This is a genomic window from Rubritalea marina DSM 17716 (assembly GCF_000378105.1).
Taxonomy (GTDB): Bacteria; Verrucomicrobiota; Verrucomicrobiia; order Verrucomicrobiales; family Akkermansiaceae; genus Rubritalea; species Rubritalea marina.
The window spans coordinates 1-24,907 of record NZ_KB899251.1; the positions used below are offsets into that span (position 1 = coordinate 1).

Genomic DNA, 24,907 nt, shown 5'->3' on the forward strand with positions numbered 1-24,907 from the left:
CGAAAGCTAAGGCCAATAGAGACCGCTTTTTGAGCCATCAAAAAGTGATGTGACTAAGAACTTCACACTTCTTACTTCACACTGATCACTCCGCACGAAGTGCGGTCTCTGGTGACCATAGCAAAGTGGAACCACCCGGTCCCGTTCCGAACCCGGAAGTGAAACACTTTAGCGCCGATGGTAGTTGGGCGATAGGCCCTGTGAGAGTAGGTCGTCGCCAGGTTATATGCCCGGTCTTAGCTAGCGCTGAGATCGGGCTTTTTTGTGTCTAGATGCTGAGGCCTTTGTGGTGCTATGTCTGTATATAAAAAAGCTCCACGCGTTGCGTGGAGCTTTTGGTGTGTAAAAGATCTACTGGTTCGGCTTAGGCGAAATCAGGGATGATTTCTTTGCTGAACATGGCGTCGAGTGTTTCTTCGCCGAGGATGGTCTTGAAGGAGCCGTCGTTGTCGAGAAGAAGCTGTGGGGTGGTTGGGAAGGAATTGTAGTTCTTAAGTGACATGGCGGCGCAGTAGGCGCCAGCGCCTTCGATGACGACGAGGTCGCCGATTTGAGCTTCCTTGACAGTTCTCGGTAGAATGGTGTCTGAATCGTCGACAGTGAAGACGTCGCCGGATTCACAGCAATGGCCGCAGATGACGTAGTCCTTGGTCTTGTCGGAGTCGTTTAGAACGACGATCGGGTGCTCAGAACCGTAGAGTGCTGGGCGTGTGATGGTGTCCATGCCGGTGTTGAGCTTGAGGAAATCGTAGCCCTTGTCGCCTGTATCAACCACGTCGTCGACTTCGGCAATGAGTGAGCCGCAGTTCGCTGAGAGGTAGGTGCCTGGTTCGATCTCGAGCTTGTATTCATTGCCAGTCTTCTCGGCATGAGAGGTGAAGACATTCTTTACGAACTCTCCAACTTCTTGGAGGTCGGTGCTCTTTTCGGAGCTCATGCGCGCGACCTTGAATCCACCGCCGAGGTTGACGGTGTGTACGAGTGGGAACTTGTCTGCTTGTGCGAGAGTCATTTCAGTCACACCTTTCCAGACTTCTGGATCGGAGCCTGAGCCAATGTGTGAGTGGATGCGGGTGATTTTGAGGTCGTATTTGTCAGCGATCTCTTGAACTTTATCGGTGTATTCATGCCAGATACCAAAGGATGCGGATTCACCGCCTACATTGGTTTTTCTGTTTGAACCAGAACCTGTGCCAGGGTTGATTCGGAAGGAAACGTTAGAACCTGGGAATGCTTGGCCGAATTGTTCGAGTTGGTTCAAGGAACAGGCATTGTAGAGGACGCCAGCTTCGATGATTTGCTTGAGGAATTTACGTGGGAATTGCTGACCAGTAAGCTGGATTTTTTCCGCAGGGATACCCGCGTGTAGACAGCGCATGACTTCGTACTCGGAGGAGGCGTCGAAGTGGAGGCCTGCATTTTCAATTAGCTTGAGGATGGCGATGTTTGGATTTGCCTTGAGTGCGTAACGTGCATTGAAGCCGTAGGCATTTGGGAATGCGAGTACCTCAGCGGCGCGTTGTTCGATCGTTGCGCGAGAGTAAATGTAGCATGGAGTGCCGATGGTTGAAGCCGCTTGTTTGGCTTGAGCTTCTGTAAGAAAGTTGAGTGTTTCCATAGGTTGATGAACTTGCTGAACGCTGATCCACATCCATGGAAAATGCAACTCAGAAAAGGGTGTCTAAAGGCTAGATCTGTAGGTGTCTGGGCTGCTTTCGATACAATTGGTGACGGCTACCGAATCTTGAGCTTGAAAGGGGAGGAGTAGTTAGGAATAGACGTCAAAGGTTCTAACTGTTATATAGTTGTGTAATGCACCCCTATTTAGCTGACTACCCTGCCGAGCAACGAGACCTGACGGACAACGCGCAGAACTTACGTATATTGGATATTGCGAGTGATCTACTTCGAGCAGAAGGAGAAGCGGTTGAGGGGCTAGAAGCTCGTTTGTGTGGTGATGTAGAATTTGTTTCGCAAGCAAGTCCAGTATTCTTGGAGGCCTTGTCGATCGCTGCAAGTAAGAGCAAATTACTGAGGAACACGCAGCCGTTTCACGCCACTGTGGTATGGGCAATGTATGGAGAAACGAGTCGCATGCAGACTCGCGAACAGAACCCACACGGAGAGGATGCCTTGAGAGTGAAAGTGAAGCAGCTTGAATGGTTGTTCACTGGACTCGAGACGCCTTCTAGCTGGAGTATCGTACTCTGTGACGATGGGTGCCCTGAGCAACCACCTAGCAGCGCCTACGCACGACAGATTGCTGCGGATGAAGGGTATGGTGATCGCGTTCATGTCATCACCTTGCAAGATGCTATTGATTCGGCTGAGGCGGTGAATGCCTACTTCGGAAAGATGAAAACCACGGATGATTCTCGAAAGGGAGGGTCGATTCTTCTGGCAATGTGGCATGCGTTGCATCGTGGTGGTGTGGGCCATGAGGGCTCCCAAAAACATATTGTCCTGTTCACTGATGGTGATCTATCCGCGAATCTAGCGCAGTTAGGAAAGATGGCAGTGCCGATTCTTGATTCCACCGCGGCATGCACTGCAGGGCAGCGCTACGGGATGCAAGGCGCGATCCTGGTGAAAGAACAGGGCGTGCTGACCGAGCCATTGAGTACGGGAACGAAGCCAGATAAGTTGATCATCCTTTTTAGGCATTTTGTGAGAGCATCACTCATTCCATCGCTAGAGAACATCCTCGATACGCAGGCAGGATTTAAGGCATTTGATGCTGAGCTTTTGAAGCGGGTGATACCCAAGATCCAATCCTTCAAAGAAACTTTTGATGTGGAGTTGTTGATCAACACGGCATTGGTTTGCGGTAAGGAGAAAATAGCGGCCGTGCCGATTCTTTTCACTGAGGACTTTGCTCTTACCAATTTTCCATCGGTTGACCCAGGCCAGGGGCATTTAAATATGATCAGGCAACTTGTCGAAATCTATGAGCAGCATGTCGCTGAGCATACTCCTGCCGAAGTTGAAATGCTACAATTTATAAAGGACTTGGAGCTTGAGAGCTATGTCCGATTGATCAAAGGGCTTGAAGCATTGGACGATGGGGATGAAAACTTATTCGATCGCCGCTGGAGCCTGGATGCATTGAGGGGGGCGATTGGAGAAAAATAGATTCTCTATGAAATGAACCTCGTTTCTATGCGGACTATCGATTACAGCCGTGTTGCCAGAGTGTATGCTTATTTGGAGCGGCTCGTTTATGGTCAGATCTTGGAGGATGCTCGGTTCTATCACTTAGAGCACGGTGTTGGGTGTTTGAAGGGGGGCTCGACTAAGGTATTGTTAGTTGGTGGTGGGGACGGCCGATTCTTGGAACGTTTATTGACCATGTTACCAGCATCGGCAGTGGTGGACTATGTCGACTGTAGCTCTGAGATGCTTGTTGTCGCTCGTGAGCGCGTTGGCGAGGATGCTCGGGTACGGTGGCATCATGAGAGGTTCGAGAACTTTTCAGTTAATCGGTACCAGCTCGTGTTGGCACACTTTTTCTTGGATCACTATGACGGGGAGGAACGCGAAGCGATTTTGGAGAAAATTACGGAGAGAGCTGATTGCGGAGCTCTGATGATGCTCAGTGACTTTGATCCCAGCGTGAGTATTCGTGGACGCATTCTGTTGTGGACCATGTAGGTGTTTTTTGCGGTCTTATCCGGTGTCAGTAGGGTGCAGGTGGAGCGTGTGGATGCTATGATAGAACGCTCGGGTTGGAAGCTGCTAGAGACTACGGAATGGCAGCATGGCTGGATTTATAGTCAGCTATGGCAAAAGTCATAATTTGTTACTAGTCCAGAGTCGGCGCGACAAGAGTGTGGAGGCTACTGCTAATCCTAGGGCAAGCCCCCACCAAATACCTTGGGGGCCGAGTGGGGTATAGTTTGCCATGATAAAGCCGCTTGGAATACCGATAACCCAGTAGGAGATGATGGCGAGTTTGGCAGGTGTTTTGGTGTCGTGTAGTCCTCGGAGCATGCCCATTGAGGAGGCTTGTAGTCCATCGACGATCTGGAAAACGCCAGAAACGATGAGTAGTGAGGCCGCTAATTGAATAATATCTGAGGACTCAACAAACCATGAGGCAACCTGATGGCCTGCTGTGATAAAGAGTGCCGCTGTGCTACAAGAGCAGAGAAGGGTGAGGAACCAACCTGATTTGATGATATCGCGGTGGCGTGTTGGGTCTCCGTGGACTTCACCCATGCGCACGGTGAGCGCCATGGAGAGGCCAAGCGGGAGCATGAAGGCCATGCCTGATGCTTGGAGCGTGACTTGGTGGGCAGCTAAGGGGATCGCGCCGAAGTGACCAATGAGAAGCCCTGCCGCAGCGAAGGTACTCACCTCGGCTAGTGTTTGTAAGCCGACGGGCATACCGAGGCTGCTGAGGCTCTTGAGTGTCGAGATGTCTGGGCGGGTCCACCATTGTTGGGGAGTCCAATTGACGAGCTTAGAGTCAAAACGAAACCAGAGTAGCATGGCGATTACGATTGCCCAGCGTGCGAGGAAGGTGGCTACAGCTGCTCCAGAGAGGCCCAATTCCGGAAAGCCCCATTTACCGAAGATGAAGCCGGCATTGAGGGTGATATTCAATGCGACGCCTGCCATGAAAATCCAGAATGCTGGCCATGGACGGTCTAGCGCGTCGGCATGGTTTTTAAGGGCAATCGACATCGCACATGGAATCAACGAAGCCATGACGATGAGGTAATAGCCACTACTATGATCGACGACATCGGATGGCTGCCCGAGAAAGTGAAGAAATGGGTAGAGAGCCAGAGCTATAAGGAAGAGTGCTGAGCCAACGATAGAAGACAGTACGAGGCCATTGTGGCAGTTCCTCTTTGCGGTGGCTGGGTCATTTTGGCCACGCGCTTTTGCCGTACGCATGGAAACGGCTGCGAGGATCCCAATTGAGAACACAAAGGGGATGATGAATAGGCTGCTGGCGAATGAGAGGGAAGCTAGGTCGAGTACGGTGAGCTTGCCCACCATGATGGTGTCGGCGACTCCGAGAAGCATTTGACCTAGCTGGCCGATGACCAAGGGGATGGCCAAAGCGGTGATGCTTTTGAGTTCGCGAATGTTCATGACAAGGAGCCGCCCTGATGGGCTACCTGCAGCAGCAGTGGATGCCTATTCTTCGAGGTCTGAGCGAAGGTCACCAGATCCACCCTTAGCACCGCCGCCTTTGGAGGCATTTCGCGAGCGAATAGAGAATACGATTGGTACTCCGAGCACGTTGTGTTGTTCGCGGATGCGGTTCGCGAGGTATTGCTCGTAGTGTTCGTGCATGAGGCGTTTGTCATTGACGAAGAGGATGAACTGAGGGACCGGGATGGCAGTGTATTTATCATTCACAACGGCGGTCGCATACATGAGCTTCACGCGCTTGTTGTACTTCTTATGCTGCGATGGTGGCTTTACCTCCATGGCATCGTTGAGCAAGCGATTGAGGCGTCCTGTGGTGATTGGATCTTTGGCTGCTTCGCGGATTTTTGTGATTTGGTTGAAGACCTGCGAGATGTGCTGTCCTTCACGCGCTGAGACACATGCGTAAGGTGCCCAAGAAAGGAAGAAGAGTTCGCGATTGACGAGTTCTACTGCTTCTTCAAGTCGGGCTTGGCGTGCGCCCCCTGGGTGGAATAGGTCCCACTTGTTGAGAATGATCAAACATGGCTTACGTTCTTCCTTGATGATTTTTGCAATTTTACGATCCATGGCAGAAATCCCTGCGGCAAGATCAATCACGAGAAGGCAGATGTCAGCACGGCGGATCGACTTTTCGGTACGCATGGCAGAGAATACCTCGACTGAGGTGTCCATTTTCTGGCGTTGACGGAGGCCTGCAGTATCGATGAGCGTGTGCTTTTCCTCCCCCCAAGTGTAGGGGATGTCGATGGCATCACGCGTGGTGCCTGCAATGTCTGAAACGATGGTGCGCTCATCCTTGAGGATCGCGTTCACCAATGAGGATTTACCTGCATTGGGTTTGCCCACGATGGCGATGTTTAGTCCATCACGCGTGATTTTTTCTTCAATTTCCTCTTCTTCTGCCTCTGCTGTGTCGATCACGTTTTGTGCGATTTGGTCGAGGCGTTCAGCGAGTTCACCAAAGCCGCGTCCGTGTGCGGCAGAGATGGGGATGCCTGCGCCGAGACCGAGGCGGGCAAAGTCACCGATCATGAGTTCTTGCTCGGCGTGGTCAGATTTGTTGAGGATGAGGAGAATTGGTGGTTTGGCGCGGCGTAACTTTTGTGCGAGTGCTTCATCGGTGGGAGTGAGTCCGTCACGAGCATCGACAACAAACATGATCATGTCTGCGGATGCCATTGCGAGGTCGGCTTCGATGGTGACTTGGTCGTGGAATCCGTCTTCGAGCTCCATGCCAATACCGCCAGTGTCGATGATTTCGCATGGGACATCGGTGATGCGGCAGGGGGCTGCAATGCGGTCTCGGGTCACCCCTGGCTCGTCATGTACGATGGCAATGCGGCGGTCAGCCAATCGATTGAAAATGGCTGATTTACCAACATTGGGTCGGCCGACGATGGCGATAGTAGGTGTCTTTGGCATGATGCAGAAAAGTTGAACGTTTGAGTGAGCGGGAGGGAGAGCAGCGATGGGCTCGCACGAGGCGATGCAGAACCTAGTCGGTTCTTATTTTGTTGAGCTGCTGAATGCAGTCAAGGCTGTAAGCCCAAGATGACCAGAGTGTCAAGACTGCTGCAACGATGGTGGGGTATAGTGGCGACCAGGGGACGACCTTGAGCATGACCCAGCCGAGCGTGAAAAGCTGGACGACAGTGGTTGCTTTTCCTGTCCAGTGTGGTTTGACCCGCAGCGTCTGACCCAGCGAGAGGATCATGGCACAGCCTATGCCAATACTCACATCGCGTCCAACTACCATGATGATGTACCACTTGGGGATGAGCCAGTCGCTAGCACCCCATGAGACATAAGACAGGGTGATGAGGCCTGTGAGCATGAGGACCTTGTCAGCAAGTGCATCCAGCACCGCACCAAGCTTTGAAGTCATGTTGTATTTGCGTGCGATGTAGCCATCGAGGCCATCACTGGAGGCTGCTATGATGAAGCTAGCGAGGGCGGCGTAGCGCATCCATTCGATGGGCTGACCATTTGTGATGCTGGCGCCATACTTAACGGCAAAAATGCCAAATACTGGAATCAAGGCGATGCGTATGCAGGTAATGGCATTGGCTAGATTGATTCTCATGATGGCTTGCGCAGTGGCACCATACGCTATATCCCTAGTTCTAGCAATCGCGTAAGTATCATGAAACTAGAGACAGGAATGACCGCCCCAGCCTTCGAACTACCTGTAGTAGGAGGAGAGTATGAAGAGCCGAGCACAGTGAGCTTGGAGGATCTCCGCGGAGTTCGCGTTGTCCTCGTGTTTTACCCGAAGGACAATACTCCGGGCTGCACGACTCAGGCTTGTGATATTCGAGACTCGTACTCACGCCTTCCTCAAGATGTGAAGGTATTTGGTGTGAGTGCCGACAGTATTCGTAAGCACCAAAATTTCATTACCAAGCAGGGACTAGTGCACCCATTGCTGAGTGACGAATCGACTGAAATGCTCGAAGCTTATGGTGTTTGGGTTGAGAAAAAGAACTTTGGCAAGACTTACATGGGGATCGTGCGCACTACGGTGGTGATTGGTGCTGAGGGCAAGATCGAGGCTGTGATGGAGAAAGTAAAACCTGCGACGCACCTCGACGACTTACTTGAGATCCTAGAAGTATAGGGTTCTCGCACGGTGTCGGGGCTTTCGTGTTAACTGCAAGCTGAGTAGCGATCGGGTCAATAGGGGGGATCGATTGACTGAGCTCCATGGATTTATCTGCGCTTACGCTTTGGCTTGGAGTCGCGTGAGCTTCGGGTGTTTGGCTTGTTCTTATTTGAGAACTTCGAGGGTGATTGGTGGTGGTTTGGTTTTTCCTGTTTTTTGTTACGGCGCTTTGGTTCAGCGTGAACGGGTTGCTTGTCGTAGTGGAATCCTTCGGCACGCTTTCTTGGTAGAGTGACGCGAATGAGCTTTTCGAGTTTGCGCAGTGCTAGCTGGTTTTGTGGGGTGGTGAAGGTGATGGCCTCGCCTTCTTGTTCGGCGCGACCTGTGCGGCCGATACGGTGGATGTAGTCTTCACTGTGCTCGGGGAAGTCGAAGTTGATCACGTGGGTGACTCCTGAGATGTCGATGCCTCGAGCTGCTACGTCTGTAGCGACGAGGACGCGGACGTCGCCGGCTTGGAAGTCCTTGAGTGCGCGGCGGCGTTGGCCTTGCTTCTTGTCACCATGGATGGCTTCTGCAGATATTTTATCAGCCTTGAGTGCCTGGATGAGGTCTTCGGCTCCGTGACGTGTTCGGACAAAGACGATGACTGAATAAAACGTGTGTGAGCTGGCGAGAAGGTGTTTGAGGAGGTCGATTTTTTGGTGTTCGTATACTTCGTAAATACTTTGCTGGATGGTTTCAGCTGGGTTTGCACGGCGGTCGACTTCGACAATCGTGGGTGAGTGGAGGAATTCTTTGGTGATAGATTCCACCTGTTTGTTCATCGTCGCCGAAAAGAGCAATGTCTGGCGGGACTTGGGGAGCTTTTTACAGATGGTGCGGATATCGGGAATGAATCCCATATCGAGCATGCGGTCAGCTTCATCAAGTACGAGTGCGTCGACTTGGCCAAATTTGCCAAAGCCTCGTTCTACGAGGTCGAGGAGTCTGCCTGGCGTTGCAATGACGATGTCTACTGACGAATTGAGTTTATCGATTTGCCCTTTATCAGAGATGCCACCATGGATGGCGGCGGAGCGTAGGTTGGTGTATTTGCAGAATGCCTTACAGTTTTCTTGGATCTGAGAGACGAGTTCGCGTGTTGGGGCGATGACAAGGATACGAGTGTGGCGGGTTTCCTTGGCCTCGGTGCGCTCGATGAGTGCATGCAGCAGGGGGAGTAGGAAAGCGGCTGTCTTACCGGTGCCGGTCTGGGCGATGCCGATGACATCGCCACCTTTCATGACTTTGGGGATGGCACGTTCTTGGATGGGAGTGGCCTTGGTGAATTTGAGCTCATCGAGGGCTTGCTGGAGACGACTGTGAAGTTGTGTGAATGGCATGGGAAATGGTGGTTGGAGAATGGTGTTTGGGGGAAATCAGTAGCCACTGCTGGGCTTGATGGTCAGATGCTGATGGATTGGACTCGAAGCTGGTGAGCAACGCAGAGCTTTGGAATGAGCGTGTTGTGTAGCGCGATGTCACCAGTGCTGTGGACGGTGGTTTGCGCGCTCCATAGCTTGGTGAGGTCTTGAGCTGGTGGTCGTTGGGAGAGTTTGTTAGCAGTATGTTGCGCTACCGCGGCACCTGTGTCGAGGATCCTGATGTGATTGGGTATGTATGCGCGAATCGATTCGCTTAGAAATGGATAATGCGTGCAACCTAGGACGAGGGTGTCGGGGTTTTGCTCCACGATTGGCTGAAGGTAGTGCGCGATCGCAGCCTCCACCTCGGCACCTTGGGTGATACCTTGTTCGACAAGTTCCACGAACTTTGGGCAATCTTGGGTGATTAGGGTGTGACCAGCTGGGGTGATCCATTTGTCAACGAGCCGGAGGAATTTATCACCAGCGAGGGTTGCGGAGGTGGCTAGCACTGCAATGGTGCCATTTTGGGTGAGTTTGCTGGCGGGTTTGAGGGCTGGTTCGAGACCGATAAAGTCGATCTGAGGATGGTTTTCGCGGAGTGCTGCAATTGCGTGGATGGTGGCGGAGTTGCATGCCACGATGATGGTGCTGGCTCCACGCTCCATGAGATGTTTTGCTACGGCTTGAGTGCGCTGGCGAATTTGCTCGGGTGACTTGCTCCCGTATGGGCACCACGCAGAATCTGCGACATAGTGGAATGCATGGTGTGGGAGAATCTTACGCAGCTCGAGTAGCACCGAGAGTCCGCCGACTCCGGAGTCCAAGACGCCAATGGATGGTTCTGACTCGGTCAAGGTGCTGTGGTGTTGTCATGCTGGCAAGCGATCACTCGCCACGCCAGATGCTAATAATGTGCTCTGGGTGGAAGGTGAGTTCGTCTCCAGGCTGAAGGATTTTGGTGTAGAAGGGTTCGTTATCAAGGAAGCCAGTAATGAACCCTTGGTCGGTACTCGTCACTACCGCCCACATGTGCTCGGCGTGGTAGGATTTACCTTTCACTTTGAGCGGTTCGCGGTAGTGGAAGATGAGTTTTACCACATCGCCTTCACCCACTGCGTAGCGTTGTTCATCACTGGGTATAGGCTCATTGATGACGCCATGATTTTCCCAGTTAGCCACTTCGACGGCTTCGAGTTCGTAGCCTTCTTTTTCAAGTGTGGCATATGGGTATGGCTCTTCGCTCACAGCGGACTATAGGAGGTTAGCGGTATTGGGTGATCGTTTCGATCAATGCCGCCATGTTTTCAGGCTTGGCAGATGGGAGAATGCCGTGCCCGAGGTTGAAGATATGGCCATTCTTTCCTCGCATTGAGTCGAGGAGGCGCGTGGCCTCAATGCGGGTGCGCTCCGCGGTGCCGTCGAGGATGGATGGGTCGAAGTTCCCTTGCACGGCAATGCCTTCAGGTAACGCTGAGTGGAACTGAGGGAGGTCAACAGTCCAGTCGACTGAGAGAACCTTGGCTCCAGCGGCGATGAGGCTAGTGGAGTGGTGGGCCATGCCTTTGGCATAGATGATGATTGGGTAGTCCGCTGGCATTGCGTCGATGACCTTTTGCATCCACTTCACTGACATTTCGTGGTAATCACAGGCTGAGCAGAATGCGCCAGCTGAGTCGAAAAGCTGCAGTGCATCTGCACCGTGGGCAATTTGCATTTTGAAGAGGTCGATCAAGGCAGTGGTCACTTTTTCCATGAGTGTCTCGAAGAGCGAGCGATCTTCATAGAAGAGGTGTTTGAGGCGAGAGCAATTTTTGAGCGAGCCACCTTCAGTCATGTAGGCCGCGAGTGTCCATGGTGATCCGCCGAATCCGAGTAGCGCTTTGTCCATTCCCATCGTGGCGCGGATGGACTCGAGGGCTTTACCCATGTAGAGAAGCTTGTCGCCTGTGTTTTTCTCATCGAGTGCTTCAATTTGTTCTTTTGTCTCGAGGATGAAGTCCATGCCGATACCTCCGCCATCGCGGAAGTGGTATGGCTGGCCCAATGCTTCTGGGATGACGAGGATGTCAGAGAAAAGGATTGCGGCATCGAGGTCATAGCGGCGGAGTGGCTGCATGGTGACTTCGGTGGCGAGCTCTGGAGACTTGACCATTTCGGTAAAGCTATAGGATTCCTTGAGCTTGCGGTACTCCGGTAGGTAGCGACCTGCTTGGCGCATGATCCACACGGGGGGGCGTTCGAGTGAGCCACATTGCACGGCGGTAAGGAATCGTTCTCTGCTGTTCATGAGTTCTTAGTAGGGTAATCGTTGTGGGGGTAAAGAAAATAAGGAATTTGTTAGTCTTCCCAGATCATATATTTCATCTCTAGGTCTCGGGCACGTTTGGCATAATTTTGAGACTCGGGGCCTCCTGCATTGGCTACTTTTTTCGCGACCGAGACGGCGGCACGGAAGTTTTGTTGTTTTTCGAGTAAAGCTAGGGCCTTGAAGCCGCAGCGGTAGAACCATTTCCATTCTTGGGATTGGCCTTGTTGGTGGGTGGCTTCTTCATTGATCACTTGGTAGTAGGCATCGAGGGCGTCTTGATCTCTGTCCATGTTTTCGAGGGTTTGACCCTTCATGTAATGGATTTGGTTACTCCACGCTTGGGGCAGATCTTTCTGTTTCAGGAGCTGAGTGTAAATCGCGAGTGCTTTATCGTAGGCTGCGCTGGATTCGCTACCTTCGGTATAATGTGCTGTGGCTAGCAATAGGCCAATTTCTCTTTGTTGGGGGACTTCCGATTTTGGGTTGTAGGCTTTTTGGAGTGAGGACTTTGCTTCTTCTGTGCGGTTGGTATCTAGCAAGATTCTAGCTTGTTGGATACGAGCTTCCGTGGAGAGTGCGGATTTCGACTCGATGACGTTTTGGAAGAGATCCACACTTTCATTGAGGGATTGGGGAGTCCCTTCGAAGCGGGCGGCCATGGCGGCATAGTAGATGCAGAATGGTGCGAGTGGGCTATCAGGGTTATCATCCGCAAGTTTGGTGAGGAGCTGACGCGCCTTATTATGTTCGCCATTTCTGTAGAGAGTGAGGCCTTGCTGCATGGTGAATTCGTCTGCATGCGGCGACTCCGGGAAGAGGATGAGGAAATTGTCTAGGGCTTCAATTGCTGCATCCCAGTCCTGTTGTTGCGTGTGAAGTAAGTAAGCCGCGCGTGTGTAATCGGTGTATTGCAATTCGTTCAATGCTGAGCGGTCGACACTGTCGAGCAGTGCTTTTGAAATGATGGGGTCGATGGGGGGCTGACTGATGCTGATAGAGGCTAAGGCAATGCGGGCATTGACACTCTGCGGGTGTTGGGGGTGGTGGATCAGAAAGGTGTTGAGCGCCGAACGGGCTTCGGGGTGTTCTTGGTGAGCTAGATAGAGTGCGCGCTCGACTTCGAGTTGGATCGCGAGTTCGCGGTCACTGATCTCATTTTGCTTGGCATCAAATGCGGCAAGATCTGCATTTCGCAGGGCTGCGAGTGCGAGATTGAATTGGGCTGCGTCTGCGATGGTTTGTTGAGGTGCTTGAGTGGCCAGATCGAATGCCTGCATGGCATCCTCGTAGTTTTCGGACTCAACATTGAGCAATCCAGCGATGAATCCAGCGCGGGTAAGGATTTCGCGGTTTGCAGGTGAGGGCTGGGCTTGGGCCATCTTGGTGAGGATTGCCAAGGTGATCCGTGCGTCATCTTTGTTGTCTGCGAGTAATTGCAAGCGTGCTGATTCGAAGACTGAGGGCATGAATAGTGAGTGCTGCGGCGCGAGGAGCCGGAAGGCTGTGAATTCAAATTGTGCCTTTGAATATCCGTCTGCGGTGCCGGCATCAGCGCAATGTTTTGCATAATAGTACTGAGCGAGAGCTTGAAGGTCAGGGCTGATCGTGCTGAGTGCTGCAGGTGGAGAGAAGGGGTTGATGGTGGAATGGGAAATGACTGCTAGTGGGAAGCCAATTACCGTTTTTGGGTCGCGCCCAGCCCATGTTTGGAGTTGTTTAAAGAATCGATCATCTTCATTTGCTCCAGTGTCACTCCAGGCACTCAGGCGTTCAAACGCAAGGCTATTGATGTCGGCATTCTGGTGTTTTTTGATGAAATTGATAAGCCCAATCTTTGCTTCTTGAACCTGGCCGGCTGCGTGGCGTGCGTCGGCGAGTCCGATCAGAGCAATACCGTAGAAGCGCGAATTGATTGGTTGGTCGGCATTGAGGTAGGTGGAGAATTGAGCGATTGCCTCGGTGAATTGTTCGCTTTGCAGTGAAATTTGCGCGTCGAGTAATGCCTTGATTTGCGTTGTCGCAGGATGGTCGCTCGGAAGGCTTGCGAGGTTTTTCTTGGCTCGTTTCAGTTTACCTTCTTCGATGTAGAGCTCGATCAAGGCAGTGTTGGCCTTGAGTCGGGTTGCCGCATTGGAGGACTTGGCTGCTTTCTGGAAGTTGTTGATCGCATCCTGGCTGCGGCCTACGGCTGTCTGCAGATTGGCGAGGCTCAAGGTGGCTTCATCGCGGTATTTTGAATCGTCACCTAGCATCTCAAAATGTTTGATTGCTTGGCGGTATTGCCCTTGTGCGGCGAGTGCGTGAGCCATCCAGAAGTTTTTCTCGGGATGTTTTTCAAAAAACTTACTTCTCAGTGTGATGAGCGCTTTTTCTGGTTGGTTTGCACGAACCTGAGCCTCTGTGAGGCGGTAGAGGATTTCACGGTTTTGTTGGTCGCTGAGCTTGCGTACTTTGTATGCTTCTTCGAAGCGTTTTACGGCTAGCTCAGGGAGGTGGTCAGCGAGTGCTTGGATGCCAAAGTCATAGGCGGGGATTTCCTGATCGAGAGATTGCTCTTTTTTAGGAGCTGCCACGGATGCGTTAAGAGCCGCAAAGGCGATGGTGATGATGATCGTGGCAGTGATACGCATGAGCGAACAAGTTAGGTGCTGATGGCTTTGTGGTCAATGCTGAGGATAAAGGATCCTGTAAAATTCATTTGCGAGATCGTTGTATTTGAGGTGACTTGGGTGTCATGGATCGAGAGCTCAAGCAAATTGGCACTATTCGGACGTGTTATCGCGAGAAATTTGGCGTGCCACGCCAGCCTCGGTTGGTGGAGGAAGCGTGGGGGTGGATTGAGTTCGATGGGGAATTTAATGACCCGTCCTACGTGCGTGGACTGGAGGCATTCAGCCACATTTGGTTGTTGTTCCAGTTTCATCAAGCAGATGAGCAGCGCATCAGTCCAACAGTGCGCCCTCCTCGACTCGGGGGAAACCAACGCATGGGAGTGTTTGCCACACGAGCGCCCTACAGGCCGAACCGAATTGGGATGTCGGTGGTGGAGTTAGAGAGGGTCGAGATCAGTGCTGAGACTGGTGTTCGGCTCAAAGTGAAGGGTGTGGACATCGTTAGTGGTACACCGATACTCGATATAAAACCGTATGTCCCATTTTCGGATTCGGTACCGGAGGCTGTGGGAGGTTTTGTCAGCGGCGAGCCCGAGAGGTTGGAGCTTGAGTGGCGATGTGAAGCGCCCAGTGACTCGAGGCATCGAAGCGTCATTGAGGGCAGTTTGTCTTTAGACCCGCGACCAGCTTACCAAGGGGCTGATGCGCGCGAGTACGGGAGTGCTATTGCGGGATGGGACTTACGCTGGAAGGTCGAATCGGGCGTGCTTTATGTACTTTCGGCTGAGTGCTCAGGGTCGTTTGATTCATGAGCTTTTGAGTCATTGAGTGCAGCTTTCTTCTGTGGGTAGTGATCGCGCGCTTCACCAGTGAAGATAGGAATGGCAACCTTTAGCAGGAGGGTGTAGATCATCAAGCCTCCAGCCCAGACGCCCGCCGTTACCTTCCACTCCATCAAGCTGGGGATGTACTCAACGTATTCGTGGAGGGTGGATGGGATGAACCCCGGAATGATCAATCCCATGCCTTTTTCGATCCAAATCCCCACAAAAACCAGGACACAGGCGATGTCTAGCGTGCGCATGTGATTCTCAAGCTTGGGGCGTAGTAGTAAAATGGCCGCAACCACCACAAAGATGGTGGAGGTCCAGATCCAAGGCACTAGGGCATTGAGCCCGTGTGATCCAAAGTAGAGGTATTTAGCTGCAGTGGCGTGTGATCCTCCGGTGTAGAACTCGGTGAAAAGTTCTGACACGAGCATGACGAGATTGATCCAAATCGTGACACGCATGATGCCCATGAGGGTTTTGATCGCTCCTGCTCCAACGGGCATGGAGGTCAGGCGTTGGATGAGTTGTAACACCAAAATGATGAATGCAGGGCCGGCGCAGAAGGCAGTGGTGAGAAAGCGCGGTGCTAACAGCGCTGTATTCCAGAAAGGGCGTCCGCCTAATCCACAGTACAGGAAGGCGGTGACGGTGTGAATTGAGATAGCCCAAGCGATGCTGATGAATACGAAGGGGATGTAGAGCTTGGGATTTGGAGTTTCACCTAAGAAGCGTTTGTAGAGTAGGTAGCCACAAATGTGCAAGTTGATCAAGAGGTAGCCATTGAGGACGAGCACATCCCAGGTCAACATGGAGATGGGCCAGTTGAACTTACCAATCAACGGAAACATGTGCCAAAACCTGTCGGGTCTTCCGAGGTCCACCACCACAAAGAGAATACACATAATGATCGCGGCAATGGCAAGAAGCTCGCCAATGATCACGGTGTCATGCATGTCTTTATTTTTGTAGAGATACGCGGGGATCACCATCATCACGCCGCCGGCTGCGAGTCCTACGATGAAGGTGAAGTTGGCAATGTAGAGCCCCCAAGAGACGTGGTCGCTCATGCCTGTGCCAATCATGCCATCTCGCACCTGAATCGCCCAAGCATTGGCTCCGACTAAGGCAATGCATGTGAGGAAAATCATCCAAGCATAGAATGTCCAAGAACCTTGTGTGCATAGCTTTAGCGCCAAGAGAATAAACCTGGGAAAGGAGCGGTAGTGGAACTTGGCGTCATGTTTCGGTTGGTCAGCCATAGGTGTGGGGTCTTTTCGTGGGTGGAAATAGCACTGCGAATGCGCTCTTGGGGTCTTATTTGTCGAAGAAGTAGAAGAAGTTTGGTTTGGTGCCCAATTCTTCTTTCAGAACAAAGACGCGCTTGTTTGCTAGTACTTTGCGGATGTCAGAATTGGGATCGAGCAAATTGCCGAACACGCGGGCACCGGTTGGGCAGGCTTCAAGGCAGGCAGGCATCTGCCCCTTGCGTGTGCGGTGGAGGCAAAAGGTGCACTTTTCCATCACTCCCTGCGGTCTTACGCGATTGCTTAAGTAGCTTTGATTTGGGTTGATTTCTTCTTTGGGGATTTGCGGTTTTTCCCAGTTGAAGCGTCGTGCGTGATAGGGGCAGGCAGCTTCACAGTAGCGACAGCCGATACACCAATTGTAGTCGACAACGACGATACCGTCTTTTTCTTTCCAGGTGGCTTCCACTGGGCAAACGTCGACACAGGGTGGGTTGTCGCATTGCTGACATTGCACGGGCATGTAGAATTTGTCACCGCGAGGGACCGGATGGTTGTAGTTGGCGTTGCCGTGTTCGAGATCCATCGAGCCTTTTTCCATTTCTAGAACTCGAATGTATGAATTGCCAGATGCGCGGTCGTGGTTGTTTTCGATATGGCAGGCTTCTGCACAGCGGCGGCACCCCACGCAGACACTGAGGTTGAGTGCGTAACCAAATTTGACGCCCTTCTGAGGTTTTGGTGCTGTGACTGTCACATCCGCTCCATATTCTGCTTTGGTATCGGCCTCGATTTTTTTGATGACTTCGCTGAGCTGCTTGTCGTCGAGCTCACGGTAATGCTTTTGGACAAATTCCTCAACGGATAGATCTTCAGACCATTCTGTGAGTGGCGCGAGTGCTTTGGCGAAAGCTGCGATACCGAGCGTGGCTCCAGTGGTTTTTAGCAAGGTTCTGCGGTCGAAGAGTTTGGAGTCGCTGTTGTCGCCGCCTCCACTGTTGCAACTGCAATTGCCTCCGCAGCCTCCTGATGATGATGAGCTCATGGGTTTTTTAGTGCTGATAGGGTTATTGGTGAGGTGATTGGTGATTAGTGCTGGGAGGGGAGTTTGCTACCTTCGCGAACCTTTGGCGGGAATACGGGCATCACTTTGGGGTAAGCCGGGGCGTGTGCGGAGTGGCAGTCTGTGCAGGTGTTTCTCTGGCGTGGGCCTTTACTGAGATCCCAGTATCCAGTCATGCCGCCATGACTGCCATCACGGTAACTACGGTATTGGGTGCCGTGGCATTGTGCGCAGAGTTGGATGGTTTCTGAAAAGGGGATGGATTCGCCGTTGGCGAGCCTGAGTGATTCATAGTCATCTGGGTTGTGACAGCTCACGCAGTTCATGCCCCCATGGGCATAGTGTAGTCCTTGATGGAATTCGTGTAGTAAGGCCCCATTGTTGAGGGTGAGATTAGGTTCTTTGCTAGAGTGGCAGGTGTTACAGCGCACTCCTATGGGGTTGCCCGCTTGGTCTTTGCGGCCCGAATCGACAAATGGCAGAGAGGGTGTGGAGTTGATCGTGACTGGGTGCTTCGGAGCATTAGGATCCCATGGGGAGTCTGAGTACTCGTGCGTGTCATCCGGCTCTGGAGCGTAATAGATGACGCCGCCTACGAGTGCTGCGATAATCAATGCGATCGCACACCCAATGCAGGTTTTGTAAAGAAGGTTTGTGTTCATCAAACGAGGTGGATGATTAGGCCGCTATACTATAGCATTCACTTCGTATCATAGGCGATTTAATTTATGTCTTGCAAGTGGTAAATGGATACATTTTTTGATTGCCTAACATTGAGGGTGTGATGTAGCTTTATGCGATTGTTTTTGTGTTATGCCTGTCAATGGATTGCTTTTAAATTTTGCCCGTGGAGCCTTCGATGATGTTGAGATTTTGTCTCAATTGAAGTCGATAGAGGAGGTTACAGTGGGTGAGCTTGTGGGTGATTCTTTGCCTGTGGTTGTCGAAGTTGACTCACCTCAACAATCAAAGATGATCCATCGAATGCTGGAAGGATTAGATAATGTTGTTAGTGTAGATGTTATATTTGCTAGTGTTGATTAAATTTAAATACATAAAACCCCTATTATGCTAGAGAGACGTGATTTTTTAAAGGTGTCCGCTATGGCTGCTGCCACATCTGCGGCTGCAGCGAAGGCTGGTCAGGAGCACCATTCTCCTGTGGTGGCAGGAGGATTGAAGTGGGACAAGGCGCCCTGCCGGTTTTGCGGCACTGGCTGCCATGTGAAGGTGGGGGTGAGAGATGGTAAAGTGGAGGCAATTGCTGGCCATGAAGGTGCCGATGTAAACAAAGGTTTGTTGTGCATGAAGGGATATCATGTGGGTGGGATTCTGTATGGTGAAGACCGTCTTACGCAGCCACAATTACGAGTGAATGGGAAGTTAGAGAACATCACTTGGGATGAAGCAATTAACATCATGGCGCAAAAGATTTATGATAATCCAAAAGGCTTTGCAAATTATGGATCGGGCCAATGGACTGTGCCAGAAGGTTATGCTGCACAAAAGTTCATCAAGGGTGGATTGTCGAACAACCACATAGATCCGAATGCGCGTTTGTGTATGGCGTCTGCTGTGACTGGTTATGTTTCAACCTATGGGGTGGATGAACCAGCAGGGTGCTATGATGACCTGGATGTGGCTGATGTCGTGATTTTATGGGGTAATAATCCAGCTGAAATGCATCCGGTATTATTTTCTCGGATCATCGATCGCCGTTCTCGTGGTGAGACGGTGACTATTGTGGATATCGGGACTCGCCGCACGCGTTCGACTGAATTTGCGGACGAGTTCATGGAGATGAAGCCACAAGGCGATATGGCGATCGCTAATTGTATCTCTCACTATCTGATAGAGGACGGCTCCTACGATAAAGCATTCGTGGAGAAACACTGTAATTTTAGGATCGATGTGGATGAACGCACACGTGATTTGATGGGGAAAGCAAGTAGCTTTGAGGAATACCGAGAGAAGCTAAAGCCCTACACTTATGAGTATGTCAGTGAGTTGTCTGGACTTAGTGTGGAGCAGCTACAAAAGCTGGTAGGTTACTTTGCGGACCATCAATTGAAGATTACCTCGCTCTGGTGTATGGGGATGAATCAGCATACTCGTGGAACTGCGATCAATCGGCTTGTGCATGGGATTCATCTGCTTTCTGGGCACTTTGGAACTCCGGGAAATGCACCGACTAGTTTGACGGGTCAGCCATCCGCTTGTGGTACTGCACGAGAAGTTGGCACCTTGTGTCATGCGTTGCCGGGTGGGCGTTTGGTTGCCAAGCCTGATGATCGCGCTGATTGTGAAAAAATTTGGAAGTTACCTGCTGGTACTGTGAACCCGAAGCCAGGGTACCATACGGTGAAGATGTGGGAGAAGTTTTGTACTCCGACGTCTGAGGGTGGCGACATCACTACAATGTTTGTGCAGGTGACCAATCCGGGACAAACGTTACCCAATCTCGCCAAGTTGTTTACGAACAAAGAGGCATTGAAGGATAAGTTTTTGATTGTGTCTGAGGTGTATCCCACTGCGACGACCGCACTTGCTGACTTGATCCTTCCTGCTGCCATGTGGGTGGAAAAGAATGGTGTGTACGGTAATTCAGAGCGCCGCACTCAGCAATGGTTCAAGATGGTGGAACCTCCTGGTGAAGCACGTGAAGACACCTGGATGACTCTGGCTGTTGCACGTAAACTCTACGACATGGGCTATGCTGGAATGAAAGATAAGCATGGTGATTTCTTGTTCAAGATGACTGATGAGGGGGGGGATGAAGTGGCTGTATGGGATTATGCGCATTACCACGATATTAATGTGGATCGTGTGCTATACGATGAGTACCGAGACTTCACGTTTAAGAAGCACAAAGATCTAGCACCTTACGATGTGTTGGCCCAACATACGGGGTTACGCTGGCCTGTAGTGCAGGGAGATGACGGTGTGTATCGTGAGACGAAATTCCGTTTTTCTGAGTTCAGTGACAGCTATGTTGGTAAAGGAAAAGGGATTCAATTTTACCATTCTGTAACAAAAGATGATAAGGCGCAGATTTGGTTCTGCCCTTATGAAGCTCCACCGGAAGTGCCGGATGAAGCCTTTCCTATGTGGTTGTCCACCGGGCGTGTGATTGAGCACTGGCACTCAGGAACGATGACGATGCGTGTGAAGGAGTTGCATAATGCAATGCCCAGCGCCTACGTGGAGCTCCACCCAGACGATGCCCGCGACAAGGGGATTGGCAATGGCGATTTAGTCAAAGTAGTTTCACGGCGTGGGGAAATGGTGCTGCCTGCATGGGTGAATGGGCGTTCTTTGCCGCCTCAAGGTTCTGTGTTTGTGCCATTCTTCGATGAAACCAAGTTGATCAATGAGGTGACTCTTGAGGCATTTTGTCCGGTGTCCTTTGAGCCTGATTACAAAAAGTGCGCGGTGCGTATCGAGAAAGTAGGATAACTCTAGAGAGGACAATAAGCCGTGGATAATAACAATACTCCCAATCCTGAAGAGCACGGGCTGACCTCGAAAGGTGCCATCTCGATCGTGCTTTTTGTTGTCGTGATTGTCTCAGTGTCGGGGTTTTTCATGGAGATGCGGCATTCTTCTCAGGACGATGTTGGGAATCGAATTTGGCTGGATCTTGAAGTCGTGGATGATTCGAACGTGGTTGTGCCATCAGATCGCACTGCGCCCACTTACCAGAATATTCCCAGTGACTTGTTTAAGAATAACGCACAATGGGTCAATCATTTGAATAAGTTGACCCGAGTCTCACACAACCATCACGAGATGCCGGTTCTGACAAAAGAAGAACGTGAGGAGGCCGTGATGAGGCGGCAATCGCGTAGGGCCTATGATGGAGCCCCGCCAGTGATCCCACATGCGATTTCCACGCGCGATACTCAATCGTGTGTCTCTTGCCACTCTCCTGGGCGTCCTGTGTTGATGGCTGGGAAAGTTTCACCAGTAATGAGTCATGAGTATCTACCAAACTGTATTCAATGTCATGCCCCTTCGGTGAAGAAGGACTTCATGACACATGAAGCGATGTATGGTTTGTCAGTAGAAAATGTTTTTGGTGGCAAATCCTCTGCTGGTAAGGGAGAGCGAGCGTTCGCTCAGGCTCCACCTGTGATGCCGCATCCTGTGCATATGAGACAGAATTGCATGGCCTGTCATGGTGAAGGCCGTGCGAATGCGATCCAGACATCCCATCCACAAAGGCAAAATTGCATGCAGTGTCACGCTGTCCACAGCGGCTTTGATAATCGGGAGCGCTTTGAGCTCAAACAACAGTGAGGCGAAGTCGTGAAGGAATCATTAAGTAGGCGTGATTTATTTGAGAGTTTTCTTAAGCCATGGAAAGGCGGCCATGCTGAGCCTGCGGAGACATCAGATGACCAAGACATGGCCGGCGTGGCAATTCTGAATGAGGAGCATTGTCTGGCATTCCAGCGCAGCTTTTGTTCGTCTTGTAGGGAGCGTTGCCCTGAGCCTGGAGCGATTGTGGCATCGATGGGGAAACCTATATTTCAGGCAGAGCATTGCACGGGCTGCGGTGTTTGTGTCGAGGTGTGTCCCGCTCCACTGTCTGCGATCACCATTTCCTAGTATATACGAATCATGACAAACGACCAAAATGTAGAGCCACCAGCAGGAAGTGGTATAGACTTTCCTGAATTGTTTCAAGGGGCGCTGGAGCCTCAAGCCCTTGAGCGTTTGATTGCTGACATCAAGGTGTGTACTCAAATCTTGGAGGTGATTCCCAAGTATGCTTCTACTGGCTATGTGGATGACTCCGAGAAAGTCGATATTGATGATGCTGTGCAGGCATTGGTGGAGGGCAAGCTAAGGGGGCTGCAGTTACGCTACCTTTATGAGGGGGATCAGTGGTGGGATACCTTGATTCGTCTTCCTCAGGGGGTGAAACTTGTGCGAGTTAAGCACGATTTTTGAATGCCGTTTGCTAGTATTCTAGCGGATTATTCTTGATGCTCAGCGGATCAGATTAAAGAATGCCTCCATATGAAATTCGTATCATTCAGCTTCAAAGCCCTTCTGTTAGTTTTTGCTGCATCATCTGTGTCATGCAACCTTCCGGAATCAGAAAAGGATCTTGGCCCAACCAGTGAGCATAGTGCGATTCCATGGAACCGCAGGCTCCCGGGAGAAGGACAGGGAGTGCTTGGTGGCTTCAGCCAATAGCTCTCAAATAGGTTCACATTCTCAAACGCTCCAAAGCATAGGTTTTGGAGCGTTTTTCGTGCTTACTCGACGTTTTGAATTTGCTCTCTAATTTTTTCGAGCTCAGTTTTTGCGGAGACCACAAATTGGGCAAGAGTGGCGTCGTTTGCTTTGGAGCCTATCGTGTTGAATTCGCGATTAATTTCCTGACAGAGGAAATCGAGTGAACGACCTACGGGTTCTGGGGAGTTGAGGTATTCGGTGAATTTATTGAAATGTGAGCGCAGTCGGGTGATTTCCTCGCTGATATCACACTTTTCGGCGTAGATGCCAATTTCTTTGAGAAGGCGTTCATCATCGAGGCTGATTTCTAGGTTTGCCTCAGCAAGTCGACGCATCATGTTGTTTTTGTAGCGTGTGACGACACTGGGTGCTTGCGCCTCGATGTTGTTGCTAAGTTGTTGTAGCATCGTGAGTCTTTCGAGCGAATCTTGTTTGAGGTCGTCGCCTTCACGCCTGCGCATTTCGATGAGTTGGTCTAGGGCTAGGCCGAGTGCCGAGTGCGCCAGTGGGGATGCTTTATCCAGCTCGATATCTTCTTCGTCAAAGGAGATGATGTCAGGTGTGCGCAGGATATCACTGGCATTGAGACTCAATGGCTGGCCAATTTCATGGGCGAGCTTGTCGAGTGCACTGGTGAGAGCTTTGGCTTTCTGTACATCGATTTGGACTGATGGTTCAGCGTCGCCGTTGCGCTCGATGCTGATGCTAACGTTGACACGGCCTCGTGAGACTTTCTGCAGGACGAGCTTGCGAAGTGGCGACTCGAGTTCAGAAAGTGAGCGTGGGATTTGGATGACGACTTCGCATTGTTTACGGTTTACCGAGCTCACCTCGACGTTGCAAATAAGTGTGTCGCTGGCGCTGTTTCCTCGCCCAAATCCAGTCATTGATTTCATCATTTCGTATCGTCTTCAGTTTCGTTTTGCTCATTTTTTTGAGCCTTGGGGTGGTCTTCGTTCTCAATGTCAGAAGCTTGTTCAGATTCTGAGGAGGCATTGGCAGACTCATCCTCATCAGATTCATCTTCACCCTGCTCATCCACGCCACCGTGGAGACTAGGATCGTACGGTTGACGGATTTGGTCGAGGAATTTCAGTGGGTCTTCCTCCGATTCGCCATCGTCGAGCTCCTCACCTTCACCATCAGTTTGTTGTTCCGCTTCTTTGTCGAAATATTCTTTATCGTAATGCTTGCTCTCATCGGTGTCCTCTTCGGTATTCTCGTAGAGGTGAGCATGTTCGCGTCGGTATTGCTCGAGTTGCTCTTCCTCACTCATGCCATATTCCTGAATAGGAGCTGATGCCGTGGCGAATGCTTCCTCTTCTTCCTCCTTAAGCTCTTTGTTGCGGGTGAAGTAGGCGAACCAAATACAGCATTCGTAGAGTAAGGCCATCGGTACAGCTAGCATACTCAAGGTAAGGGCATCGCCAGTCGGGGTGATGATCGCGGCTATAACAAAAATAGAGACAATCGCGTATGAGCGCGTGCGGCTCATGAGGTCGTAATCTAATAATCCGAGCTTCACCAAGGTCATGACGACGACTGGGAGCTCGAAGGCGAGGCCAAAGATTAGTGTGAACTGTGTGGCAAAGGTGATGTATTCCCCGATGCGCCATTCGTTTTCCACTCCCATGCTATTGGAATAGACATAGAAGAATTCGAGTGCTTTGGGGAGCACGAGGTAGTAGCAGAAGAATACCCCAGATAGGAAGAGGCCAAATCCTACAAACATGGCTGGCCATAGTGCTTTCTTTTCCTCGTTCTTGAGACCGGGGAGCACGAACTGTAGTGTGAAATATAGAACGAGCGGGAATGCGACGACGATGCCAGCAAAGAACGCCAGCTTGAGCGAGAGCATGAAGGTCTCAGTGGGCTTCAACGAGCGCATGTACACCACGTTGTTTTTTGCATCCACCTTGGCGTTGGCGAGGGCTTCGTCCTTGCCCTTATCTAGCATGGTGGTGAGGAGGGTGCGCTGCTCGTCACTGAGCTTTGGAAGTTCTTGGATAAATTTTAGGCGCGCGTCCTTATCTTTGAGTGTGAGCGCTGCGCGGTAGTAGTTGGTGCAGCTTGCGTAGAAGGCGAGCTTTTCTTCTTCGAATTGGGAAAAATAGACTGCGCGCTCTTCAGGGTTGAGTGTTTCGGCGTGATGCGCGCTACGCTTGGCTAGTTCCCAAATTTCAGGGGTGAGGGATGTTGGAAGTGTGGCGGCCTGCGATTGCTCCCACACCGTGACGATAGGCTTGCGGAGCAAATCCATTAATTTGTCCTTGAGGGTAAAGCAGGCCAGGGTGGAAATGAGGAGTACCACCACGATTCGGGTGATCGTGATTCTTAGGTCCTCGAGGTGTTCGAGGAATGGTTTCTCATCCTCATTTTTGTTCGCTTTATCGCGAAGTTGGAATGCTTTATTTAGCAAAAACATG

General features: G+C 51.3%; 24 protein-coding genes and 1 rRNA gene. 11 read left to right on the plus strand and 14 right to left on the minus strand.

Translation table 11 applies throughout. From position 1 onward, the window contains the following. Positions 1-107: 107 nt before the first annotated feature. Positions 108-223: ribosomal RNA gene (rrf, locus tag F454_RS0104735) — 5S ribosomal RNA — on the plus strand. A 141-nt stretch (positions 224-364) separates the two neighbouring features. On the opposite strand, the gene F454_RS0104740 is transcribed toward rrf, so the two are convergent. Then, entirely contained in the window at positions 365-1,651 is a 1,287-nt protein-coding gene (locus F454_RS0104740) for a type III PLP-dependent enzyme domain-containing protein (protein ID WP_018969482.1), read from the minus strand. 161 nt (positions 1,652-1,812) lie between these two features. Here F454_RS0104740 and F454_RS0104745 point away from each other — a divergent pair, with 161 nt between their 5' ends. After that, positions 1,813-3,132, plus strand: coding sequence for a glycosyltransferase family protein (locus F454_RS0104745; RefSeq protein WP_018969483.1), 1,320 nt, complete (start codon positions 1,813-1,815; stop codon positions 3,130-3,132). A 27-nt stretch (positions 3,133-3,159) separates the two neighbouring features. Then, entirely contained in the window at positions 3,160-3,651 is a 492-nt protein-coding gene (locus F454_RS0104750) for a class I SAM-dependent methyltransferase (RefSeq protein ID WP_169334326.1), read from the plus strand. Between the two features lie 138 nt (positions 3,652-3,789). Here F454_RS0104750 and F454_RS0104755 read toward each other — a convergent pair whose 3' ends face one another. From F454_RS0104755 to F454_RS0104765, 3 genes are all read right to left on the minus strand, one after another. Next, positions 3,790-5,103: an MATE family efflux transporter gene (locus tag F454_RS0104755; protein WP_018969485.1), complete on the minus strand. Its 1,314-nt coding sequence runs from the start codon at positions 5,101-5,103 to the stop codon at positions 3,790-3,792. A gap of 45 nt (positions 5,104-5,148) precedes the next feature. Next, positions 5,149-6,588, minus strand: a complete 1,440-nt coding sequence (der, locus tag F454_RS0104760; RefSeq protein WP_018969486.1) for a ribosome biogenesis GTPase Der — start codon at positions 6,586-6,588, stop codon at positions 5,149-5,151. Positions 6,589-6,661: 73 nt separating this feature from the next. Then, positions 6,662-7,249 carry a CDP-alcohol phosphatidyltransferase family protein gene (locus F454_RS0104765; protein WP_018969487.1) on the minus strand — a complete coding sequence of 196 codons (588 nt, stop codon included), beginning with the start codon at positions 7,247-7,249 and terminating at the stop codon, positions 6,662-6,664. A gap of 60 nt (positions 7,250-7,309) precedes the next feature. Between F454_RS0104765 and F454_RS0104770 the strand changes: the two genes are divergently transcribed. After that, positions 7,310-7,783 (plus strand): peroxiredoxin, encoded by a 474-nt coding sequence (locus F454_RS0104770; RefSeq protein WP_026292715.1) that lies wholly within the window; start codon positions 7,310-7,312, stop codon positions 7,781-7,783. A gap of 92 nt (positions 7,784-7,875) precedes the next feature. On the opposite strand, the gene F454_RS0104775 is transcribed toward F454_RS0104770, so the two are convergent. The 5 genes from F454_RS0104775 to F454_RS0104795 form a co-directional block, all read right to left on the minus strand. Beyond that, positions 7,876-9,153 carry a DEAD/DEAH box helicase gene (locus tag F454_RS0104775; RefSeq protein WP_018969489.1) on the minus strand — a complete coding sequence of 426 codons (1,278 nt, stop codon included), beginning with the start codon at positions 9,151-9,153 and terminating at the stop codon, positions 7,876-7,878. Positions 9,154-9,215: 62 nt separating this feature from the next. After that, on the minus strand, positions 9,216-10,031 hold the full coding sequence (gene murI / locus F454_RS0104780; RefSeq protein WP_018969490.1) for a glutamate racemase: 816 nt from the start codon (positions 10,029-10,031) through the stop codon (positions 9,216-9,218). A 31-nt stretch (positions 10,032-10,062) separates the two neighbouring features. Beyond that, positions 10,063-10,422, minus strand: a complete 360-nt coding sequence (locus F454_RS0104785; RefSeq protein WP_018969491.1) for a DUF2314 domain-containing protein — start codon at positions 10,420-10,422, stop codon at positions 10,063-10,065. A 16-nt stretch (positions 10,423-10,438) separates the two neighbouring features. Next, positions 10,439-11,464 carry a uroporphyrinogen decarboxylase gene (gene hemE / locus F454_RS0104790; RefSeq protein ID WP_018969492.1) on the minus strand — a complete coding sequence of 342 codons (1,026 nt, stop codon included), beginning with the start codon at positions 11,462-11,464 and terminating at the stop codon, positions 10,439-10,441. 50 nt (positions 11,465-11,514) lie between these two features. Next, a complete protein-coding gene (locus tag F454_RS0104795) occupies positions 11,515-14,115 on the minus strand; it encodes a tetratricopeptide repeat protein (protein ID WP_018969493.1) in 2,601 nt (866 codons plus the stop codon). A 104-nt stretch (positions 14,116-14,219) separates the two neighbouring features. On the opposite strand from F454_RS0104795, the gene tsaA reads away from it, so the two are divergent. Next, complete coding sequence (gene tsaA, locus F454_RS0104800; protein WP_026292716.1) at positions 14,220-14,909, plus strand: tRNA (N6-threonylcarbamoyladenosine(37)-N6)-methyltransferase TrmO; 690 nt, start codon at positions 14,220-14,222, stop codon at positions 14,907-14,909. Here the strand turns inward: tsaA and dsrP are convergent. Genes dsrP through F454_RS0104815 form a run of 3 tightly spaced genes read right to left on the minus strand, consistent with a single transcriptional unit; the run spans position 14,867 to position 17,896 of the window. Further along, positions 14,867-16,186: a sulfate reduction electron transfer complex DsrMKJOP subunit DsrP gene (gene dsrP / locus F454_RS0104805; protein ID WP_018969495.1), complete on the minus strand. Its 1,320-nt coding sequence runs from the start codon at positions 16,184-16,186 to the stop codon at positions 14,867-14,869. The genes tsaA and dsrP overlap by 43 nt on opposite strands. A 55-nt stretch (positions 16,187-16,241) precedes the next feature. Next, positions 16,242-17,216 (minus strand): 4Fe-4S dicluster domain-containing protein, encoded by a 975-nt coding sequence (locus F454_RS0104810; RefSeq protein ID WP_018969496.1) that lies wholly within the window; start codon positions 17,214-17,216, stop codon positions 16,242-16,244. Between the two features lie 44 nt (positions 17,217-17,260). After that, complete coding sequence (locus F454_RS0104815) at positions 17,261-17,896, minus strand: cytochrome c3 family protein (RefSeq protein ID WP_018969497.1); 636 nt, start codon at positions 17,894-17,896, stop codon at positions 17,261-17,263. A gap of 151 nt (positions 17,897-18,047) precedes the next feature. Here F454_RS0104815 and F454_RS0104820 point away from each other — a divergent pair, with 151 nt between their 5' ends. The 6 genes from F454_RS0104820 to F454_RS0104840 all read left to right on the plus strand — a co-directional run bounded on the left by F454_RS0104820 (position 18,048) and on the right by F454_RS0104840 (position 22,439). Then, positions 18,048-18,278 carry a hypothetical protein gene (locus F454_RS0104820; RefSeq protein ID WP_018969498.1) on the plus strand — a complete coding sequence of 77 codons (231 nt, stop codon included), beginning with the start codon at positions 18,048-18,050 and terminating at the stop codon, positions 18,276-18,278. 24 nt (positions 18,279-18,302) lie between these two features. Further along, complete coding sequence (locus tag F454_RS0104825; RefSeq protein ID WP_033367445.1) at positions 18,303-20,690, plus strand: molybdopterin-dependent oxidoreductase; 2,388 nt, start codon at positions 18,303-18,305, stop codon at positions 20,688-20,690. A 21-nt stretch (positions 20,691-20,711) separates the two neighbouring features. After that, positions 20,712-21,533, plus strand: coding sequence for a hypothetical protein (locus F454_RS15580; protein ID WP_018969500.1), 822 nt, complete (start codon positions 20,712-20,714; stop codon positions 21,531-21,533). Between the two features lie 9 nt (positions 21,534-21,542). Beyond that, positions 21,543-21,845: a 4Fe-4S binding protein gene (locus F454_RS16070; protein ID WP_083912892.1), complete on the plus strand. Its 303-nt coding sequence runs from the start codon at positions 21,543-21,545 to the stop codon at positions 21,843-21,845. A 12-nt stretch (positions 21,846-21,857) separates the two neighbouring features. Next, positions 21,858-22,190, plus strand: a complete 333-nt coding sequence (locus F454_RS0104835) for a hypothetical protein (protein ID WP_018969501.1) — start codon at positions 21,858-21,860, stop codon at positions 22,188-22,190. 69 nt (positions 22,191-22,259) lie between these two features. After that, positions 22,260-22,439, plus strand: coding sequence for a hypothetical protein (locus F454_RS0104840; RefSeq protein ID WP_018969502.1), 180 nt, complete (start codon positions 22,260-22,262; stop codon positions 22,437-22,439). Between the two features lie 62 nt (positions 22,440-22,501). Here the strand turns inward: F454_RS0104840 and F454_RS0104845 are convergent, their stop codons facing one another. Beyond that, positions 22,502-23,380, minus strand: a complete 879-nt coding sequence (locus F454_RS0104845; RefSeq protein ID WP_018969503.1) for a YicC/YloC family endoribonuclease — start codon at positions 23,378-23,380, stop codon at positions 22,502-22,504. After that, a complete protein-coding gene (gene tatC, locus F454_RS15585) occupies positions 23,377-24,906 on the minus strand; it encodes a twin-arginine translocase subunit TatC (protein ID WP_018969504.1) in 1,530 nt (509 codons plus the stop codon). Before tatC ends, F454_RS0104845 begins: the two co-directional genes overlap by 4 nt. Position 24,907: the final 1 nt, after the last annotated feature.